Origin of the sequence: Variovorax sp. WDL1 (genome assembly GCF_001541225.1) — a bacterium.
Taxonomy (GTDB): Bacteria; Pseudomonadota; Gammaproteobacteria; order Burkholderiales; family Burkholderiaceae_C; genus Variovorax.
The window spans coordinates 21,533-28,490 of the sequence record NZ_LMTS01000243.1 but is presented as its reverse complement, the minus strand read 5'-3'; the positions used below and the strand labels follow the sequence as shown (position 1 = coordinate 28,490).

The following is a 6,958-nucleotide window of genomic DNA, read 5'->3' as shown; positions in this document are numbered from 1 at the left end:
TCCGCTGGGGCTGGCCGCGGCTGCCGAGGGCGCCGCCTGCCGCTTGAGTCGCCGAGCCAGCTGCACTGTACTGAGGTCGCGCAACTGCGGTGGCAGCGCCGCCAGAGCGATCTCGCCCAGCGAGCGCTGGTAGTAACGGGCGGCAAAGGCCACCAGGTCGCGCCAGGCCGCGCCCAGTGGCGCCAGCGCGTCCAGCACGGCACCGACCGGCTTGAGTTCTACCGGGGCCGCCGCCTCGTCGTGCGTCGCGGCGGGTTGCGCCGACCACACCACCCCGAGCACCTCGCGGCGGCCCAGCGGCACCCGGACCAGCGCGCCGGGCGCCACGGGTGTTGGGCTCGTGTAGCTAAGTAGATCCCCTAATGCGGCGTGCGCGGGAGTCTGAACGGCGATCTCGAGTCGCCAGGTCAAGGCGCTCTTCCCATCGGAGCGGAGGTTAAAGGAACTTGGAGCAAAGCAGCCTAAGTCGTTGATTCACCAACGCTTTGGAAGTGATCCAGAGTTCTTGTGGATAACTTTGTTGATATCGAGCCCCGACGCGCCGCCAGCCCTTGGAAATCAAGGCTTCCGCTGGAATGCCCGCAAAAAAAGCAAAATCCAAATTCCATATGAATCAACGACTTAGCGACGCTATCGCTTTAGGAGCGGGGCGCGCGAGGCCTCAGTTGTTTTTGCGCACCGCAACAGGTGTTTTGTGCATAAGTCAGTCCGTCCTCACCATTTTCCAACTTGACAAACGCCGGACACGCGTTCTCAGGTGCTTACAAGGCATAACGGCCTCAGGCGCCGCGCAGCGCGCGGGACTGCGCATGGACCGCGGCTACCAGCGCCGCGACGCGGTCGGGCGGGGTGAACTGGCTGATCCCGTGGCCCAGGTTGAAGATATGGGTCGGGCCGCTGGCGGCGGCGTCGGTGTGCGGCGGCCCGAAGGCCCGCAGCACCTTTGCGACCTCGGCCTCGATGCGCGCGGGGGGAGCGAACAGTATGTTCGGATCGATGTTGCCCTGCAGCGCCTTGGCGCCGCTGCCCTCGCCGACCAGCGCGCGCGCGCGCGCCAGGCTGACGGTCCAGTCCAGCCCGAGCACCTGGCAGTCGAGCGCGCGCATGTCCTCCAGCCAGAGCCCGCCCCCCTTGGTGAAGACGATGCGCGGCACCGGCTGGCCGTCCGGGCCCTGTCGCCGCAGCTGCGACAGCACGCGGGCCGTGTAGGCCAGGCTGAAGTCCTGGAACGCGCCGTCTGCCAGTACCCCGCCCCAGCTGTCGAAGACCATGACGGCCTGGGCGCCGGCGTCGATCTGCGCGTTGAGGTACGCCGCCACCGCATCGGCATTGACCGAGAGCAGGCGGTGCATGAGGTCCGGGCGGCTGTAGAGCAGGGTCTTGACGAGACGGTAGTCGCTCGAGCCGGCGCCCTCGACCATGTAGCAGGCGAGCGTCCAGGGGCTCCCGGAGAAGCCGATCAGCGGGACGCTGCCATCGAGGGCGCGGCGGATCGAGGCGACGGCATCGAAGACATAGCGCAGCTTTTCCATGTCCGGCACCTCGAGCGCGCCGATGGCGGCTTCGTCGCGCACCGGCCGTGCGAAGCGCGGTCCCTCGCCGGCCTCGAAGGACAGGCCCAGGCCCATCGCATCGGGCACCGTGAGGATGTCGGAAAAGAGGATGGCGGCGTCGAGCGGATAGCGGGCGAGCGGCTGAAGGGTGACCTCGGTGGCGTAGTCCACATTTGTGGCCAGCCCCATGAAGCTGCCGGCGCGCGCCCTCGTCGCCACGTATTCCGGCAGGTAGCGCCCAGCCTGGCGCATGAGCCAGACGGGCGTGTGATCGGTGGCCTGCCGCCAGCAGGCGCGCAGGAAAGAGTCGTTCTTCAGGGGAGCGAAAGGCATCCCGCGATTGTCGCAGGGGCCTTCGCCGCGGGTCCGGCGGATTCGTTCACACCTTCTCAGGCCTTGTACTTGATCGAGCAACCGTACGGTTTGGTCGTCGCCGCGCTGATCGGCTTGCCGCCGAAGGCCTCGCCGAGGGCTTGGTTCACGTAGTTGGTGGCGGTCTTGATGTCCTCGACACGGGACGAGGCGATGCTGTCGATGCCACCGGCATACACCAGCATTCCCTTGGGGTCGATGATGTAGAGGTGCGGCGTGGTGCGCGCGGCGTAGGCACGCCCGATGACCCCATCCTCGTCCATCAGTACGGCGGTGGGGGCGCCCGAGTGCTCCTTCATCCAGGCCTCGAGGGCGGCGGGTTTCAGGTAGTCGCTGGCGGCGCGCTCGGTTGAATTGACGGCCAGCCAGACGACGCCCTTCTCGGTTGCGGCCTTCTGCGTGGCGGGCATGTTGCCGCTGCCGTAGTGCTTGCGCACGAAGGGGCAGCCCGGGTTGGTCCATTCGAGCACCACGAACTTGCCGGCGAAATCGGACAGGCGGTGCTGCTTGCCGGCAGTATCGACGGCGACGAAGTCGGGCGCCTTCTGGCCTACCGCCGGCGCGGCCACGGCATTCGAGCCCATCAGGAAGGTGGCGCCGAGGGCCACGGCGGCGGCCATCACGGCGCGGCGGGAAGCCCGGCTCAGGGCGGCGCGCGCCTGGCGCGCCGCACGGGCGGATCGCGAGTCTGAGGTCGACGATGGGGGCATGGTCAGCTTGAACTCCACTTACAAAAAATCAACGACCGCGACAGCTTAGAGCGCTTTCCTCACCTGGTTGTGACAACCCGTAGAGGGGCAGGGTCAAAGTCTTGCAAGCGCCTCGCGGACCTCTTCCTTGCTCAGGATCTCGGTCAGCACGACCGGCCGCCTGCCCGGCGCCATCAGAACATAGACGGGCACGCCGCTTCGGCCCAGCGCGGCCAGCGCTGCGGTGATCCGGGGGTCGCGGCGGGTCCAGTCGGCCCGCAGCATGGCCACTTTCCTGGCATCGAATTCGGCCAGCAGCGCGCTGTCGGCCAGCGTGTTGCGCTTGTTGTACTGGCAGGTGACGCACCAGGCGGCCGTGAAGTCGACGAACACCGGGCGGCCTTCGGCCGCGAGCTCGCTCACGCGGGCGGGTGACCAGGGCTGCCAGCGCTCGCCGGTCGAGGCGGCCACCGCAGGCGCCGCATTGCGCACGACATTCGTGCCGATCGTTCCGGCCAGCACCGCGGTGACGGCGATGACCAGGCTGGCCACCACGATGCGGGTGCGTCCGCGCAGGGTGAGGGCCCAGACGACCGCCGCCAGGCACACCAGCAGGCCCAGCAGCGCACCCGCGCCGTCGATGCCGCTTTGCTGGCCCAGCACCCAGACCAGCCAGGCGACCGTGGCGAAGATCGGGAAGGCGAGCAGCCGGCGCAGGACGTTCATCCATGGGCCCGGCTTCGGCAGCAGGCGCGCCACGCCTGGCACGAAGCCGGCGGCCAGGTAGGGCAGGGCCAGCCCGAAGCCGAGTGCCGCGAAGATCAGCAGGGCCTGCGTGGCCGGCAGCCCGATCGTGAAGCCCATCGAGGCGCCCATGAAAGGAGCGGTGCAGGGCGAGGCGATCACCACCGCCAGCACCCCGGACAGGAAATCGTTGGCCACCGGATGCCGGACCTGGGCGCTGCACACCGAGGACGGCGCGAGCATCCGGAATTCGAAGAGGCCGGCCAGGTTGAGGCCGATCAGGGTGAAGAGAGCCGCCAGTGCCGCAACCACTGCCGGCGACTGCAGCTGGAAGCCCCAGCCCAGTTCCGCGCCGGCCGTCCGCAGCGCGAGCATCGCGGCCCCGAGCGCGAGGAAAGACAACATCACCCCGGCGGTATAGGCCACGGCGGCGGTTCGGTGACCCGCATGGTCGTCGGCACGGCGCGTGAAACCCAGCACCTTGATGGCCAGCACCGGGAAGACGCAGGGCATCAGGTTGAGCAGCAGGCCGCCGAGAAAGGCGCCCAGCAGCGCGGCGATGAAGTTGCCGGTGGGTTGGGGCAACGGAGCCGCCGCATTCGCCGCCAGCGCGGCCTGCAGGCCCGGCGACACCTCGGCGCGCGGGGCGGCGGCCGGCCAGGCGCCGCTGACCTGCGCCTCGGCACGCCAGGCGACGGGCTGGCCGGCCTGGCGGTCGGCCTCGGCCAGGGCGACCACCAGCGGCATCGTGCCGGGGCTGGCACTGCGCTGCTCCGCCAGCGGCACGCTGGCGGTCCAGGTGTCGCCGTCCCAGGCCTGCGTCCAGTCCTTGCCGAGGACGGCCGCGGTGTGGATCACCTCGCCGGTCTCAGGAAACAGCTCCAGGGTCCTGCCGCGCGCGGCGGCAGGAAGGCCTTCGAGCCGGACCTGCAGCTTCTGGCCCTCGACGGCAATCGATCCGGGCTTGGGCAGGGGCGCCGGCCGGGCGGCGAGCGCCGCGTCGAAGGTGTCCTGATTCACCGCGGTCGACCCCTGGACCGGCAGCTTGAGCAGGAACTCGCCGTCCTCGGGAATGCATTCCTTGCGGCAGACCAGCCAGGTGGCCTTGAGCCTGATGTCCAGCGCCTCGGCGCCGGCGAGGCCGGCCGGGGGCTTGAAGTCGGGCGCCACGGTGAGCGGCACCGGCAGCACCAAGGTGCCCTCGTAGCCGTAGTTGGCAAGGGTGCCAATGGGAATCTTCTTCGGCACCGGCCAGTCGATTTCGCCTGCCGACACACCCGCCGGGAGCGACCAGGCCAGCTCGGTCGGGAGGCCGGAGTCGCCGGGATTCTTCCAGTAGGTGTGCCACTCGGGCTGGTGCGCGATTTGCAGCCCGACCCAGACTGGCGCGCCGGCGGAAACGCCCTGCGGCGCGTGGGCGACCAGCTCCGCGCGTACATGCGGTGTGGTGACGACGGGGCCGATGCGGGAAGTCAGCTGGGCCGCTGCCGGCAGGCTCGCAGCGAGGGTGGTGGCAGCCAGGAAGGCCGCGCGACGGAGAAAGGAAAAGAGAGAGGAGAGGGCCATGCCGGTCAGTCGGAGCGTGCGTGCGGAGCGAAGTTCCGTCCTCGCCGCGTCAGGCGGCCCACCCCAGCACCACCCTGCGGGTCTTGGCGCTCTTCTTCTCGATCTTGGTCACGATCACGGCGCCGATCTCGCGGGTATTGGCCACGTGCGTCCCGCCGCATGGCTGGAAATCGATCGCCTCGGCCTCGCCGATGCGGATCGTGCGCACGGTGCCGGTGCCGCGAGGCGGCTGCACGCTCATGCTCTTGACCAGCGCAGGATCGGCGTCGAGTTCGGCATCGGTGATCGCACCGACGGCCAGCGGGTGCCCGGCGGCCACCAGCCGTGCCAGGCCGGTGCTGAGCGCCTCCTTGTCCAGCGGGTCGCTCATGTGGAAATCCAGGCGCGCGTACTCGGGCGTGATGGAGCAGCCGTCGACCGGGTTGGGCACGAGGTGGCACAGCAGGTGGGTCGCGGTGTGGAAGCGCATCAGCTTGTGGCGGCGGTCCCAATCGATGCGGGCCGTCACGGCCTCGCCTGCGCTCAACGCGGCCAGCATCTCGGCCTGGTCCGGCGCCGGCACGTGCACGATCTCGTTCGTCGGCCGGCCCTCGGCATCCTTGGCCTTCCGGGTGTCGGCGATTGCCAGGGCGCGCCCGTCGCCCAGCACCAATTGGCCGCTGTCGCCGGCCTGTCCGCCGCCCAGCGGGTAGAAGACCGTGCGGTCGAGCACGATGCCGGCCTCGTCGACGCGCAGGATGCGGGCCTCGCACTCGCGCAGGTAGGCATCGGATCGAAACAGGTCGTCGGTCATCGCCCGATGGTAGCGGCGCCGCCGCGCCGGGGTGTGCCCACGCCCGAATGCGCCTACAGCCGACAGCCGGGCGGGTTCCGGCGGGGATCATTCGCTGGCGCGCCGCGGGCTATCGCGGCGGCGCATGAGGATTTACGACAATGAAGCGATCCCGTCACTTTCCTGCTGCCACGGCCACGCTGGCGGCGGCCCTGTTGCTCGCGGCCTGCGGCGAGACCGCCAAGCTGCCGCCCGAGGCCGGCATCGGCCCCACGCCGCAGCTGCCCGCGCCCAACAAGACACTGTTGCCCACCGTGAACATCGCGCCAGCGGTCGGCTGGGTCGATGCCGCCGGGCCGAGGGCGCCCAGCGGCTTCGTCGTGACGGCGCTGGCGCGCGGCCTCGACCATCCGCGGTGGGTCTACACCTTGCCCAACGGCGATGTCCTGGTCGTGGAAAGCAACAAGCCGCCCAAGCCCGAGGGAGCGAAGACCGCGGGCGGCCCGCTCGGCTGGATCAAGTCGTCGGTCATGGGCATGGTCCAGAAGCGCGCGGGCGCCGGGGTTCCGAGTGCCAATCGGATCACGCTGCTGCGCGATGCGGACGGCGACGGCACCGCCGAGCTGCGGCAGGTGTTCATGCAGAACCTCAACTCTCCTTTCGGCGTCGCGCTGGTCGGCAGCGAGCTCTTCATCGCCAACGCCGACGCGCTGGTGAAGGTGCCCTACGCCGAAGGCCAGACGGCGATCGCCGCAACGCCGACGAAGGTGACCGACCTGCCCGCCGGCATCAATCACCACTGGACCAAGAACGTGATCGCCAACCGGGACGGCAGCAAGCTCTACGTCACGGTGGGCTCCAACAGCAACGTCGGCGAGAACGGCCTGGCCGCGGAGGAAGGCCGTGCAGCGATCTGGGAGGTCGACGCCAAGAGCGGCGCCAAGCGTTTGTTCGCCAGCGGACTGCGCAATCCCAACGGGATGGGCTGGGAGCCCGGTACCCAGACCCTCTGGACCGTGGTCAACGAGCGCGACGAGATCGGCAGCGACCTGGTGCCGGACTACCTGACTTCGGTGAAGGACGGCGCTTTCTACGGCTGGCCATGGAGCTACTTCGGCAGCCATGTGGACGCGCGCGTCGAGCCGCAGCGCCCGGACATGGTGGCCAAGGCGGTGGTGCCCGACTACGCGCTCGGCGCGCACGTGGCGCCGCTGGGGTTGGCTTTCTCGGACGCGCGCGGCATGCCGCCCGAATTCGGCAGC

General features: G+C 69.6%; 4 protein-coding genes and 2 pseudogenes. 1 reads left to right on the top strand and 5 read right to left on the bottom strand.

Annotated features, from left to right (window positions below; translation table 11 throughout):
• From APY03_RS44810 to APY03_RS30195, 5 genes and pseudogenes are all read right to left on the bottom strand, one after another.
• Positions 1 to 411 (bottom strand): annotated as a pseudogene (locus APY03_RS44810) (primosomal protein N'); the annotation flags it as partial.
• Positions 412 to 779: 368 nt separating this feature from the next.
• A complete protein-coding gene (gene hemE, locus APY03_RS30210; protein ID WP_068682888.1) occupies positions 780 to 1,886 on the bottom strand; it encodes a uroporphyrinogen decarboxylase in 1,107 nt (368 codons plus the stop codon).
• A 56-nt stretch (positions 1,887 to 1,942) separates the two neighbouring features.
• Positions 1,943 to 2,635, bottom strand: a complete 693-nt coding sequence (locus APY03_RS30205; RefSeq protein ID WP_083944660.1) for a thioredoxin family protein — start codon at positions 2,633 to 2,635, stop codon at positions 1,943 to 1,945.
• A gap of 93 nt (positions 2,636 to 2,728) precedes the next feature.
• Positions 2,729 to 4,924, bottom strand: a complete 2,196-nt coding sequence (locus APY03_RS30200; RefSeq protein WP_174262768.1) for a protein-disulfide reductase DsbD family protein — start codon at positions 4,922 to 4,924, stop codon at positions 2,729 to 2,731.
• Positions 4,925 to 4,973: 49 nt separating this feature from the next.
• On the bottom strand, positions 4,974 to 5,717 hold the full coding sequence (locus APY03_RS30195; protein WP_068682886.1) for an alanyl-tRNA editing protein: 744 nt from the start codon (positions 5,715 to 5,717) through the stop codon (positions 4,974 to 4,976).
• 140 nt (positions 5,718 to 5,857) lie between these two features.
• Between APY03_RS30195 and APY03_RS30190 the strand changes: the two are divergent.
• Positions 5,858 to 6,958: pseudogene (locus APY03_RS30190) on the top strand (PQQ-dependent sugar dehydrogenase); the annotation flags it as partial.

What these genes read in the sequence shown, in the direction of transcription:
- APY03_RS30205 (WP_083944660.1), bottom strand. Translation starts at nt 2,635, where the DNA reads ATGCCCCCATCGTCGACCTCAGACTCGCGATCCGCCCGTGCGGCGCGC.
- APY03_RS30200 (WP_174262768.1), bottom strand. Translation starts at nt 4,924, where the DNA reads ATGGCCCTCTCCTCTCTCTTTTCCTTTCTCCGTCGCGCGGCCTTCCTG.
- APY03_RS30195 (WP_068682886.1), bottom strand. Translation starts at nt 5,717, where the DNA reads ATGACCGACGACCTGTTTCGATCCGATGCCTACCTGCGCGAGTGCGAG.
- hemE (WP_068682888.1), bottom strand. Translation starts at nt 1,886, where the DNA reads ATGCCTTTCGCTCCCCTGAAGAACGACTCTTTCCTGCGCGCCTGCTGG.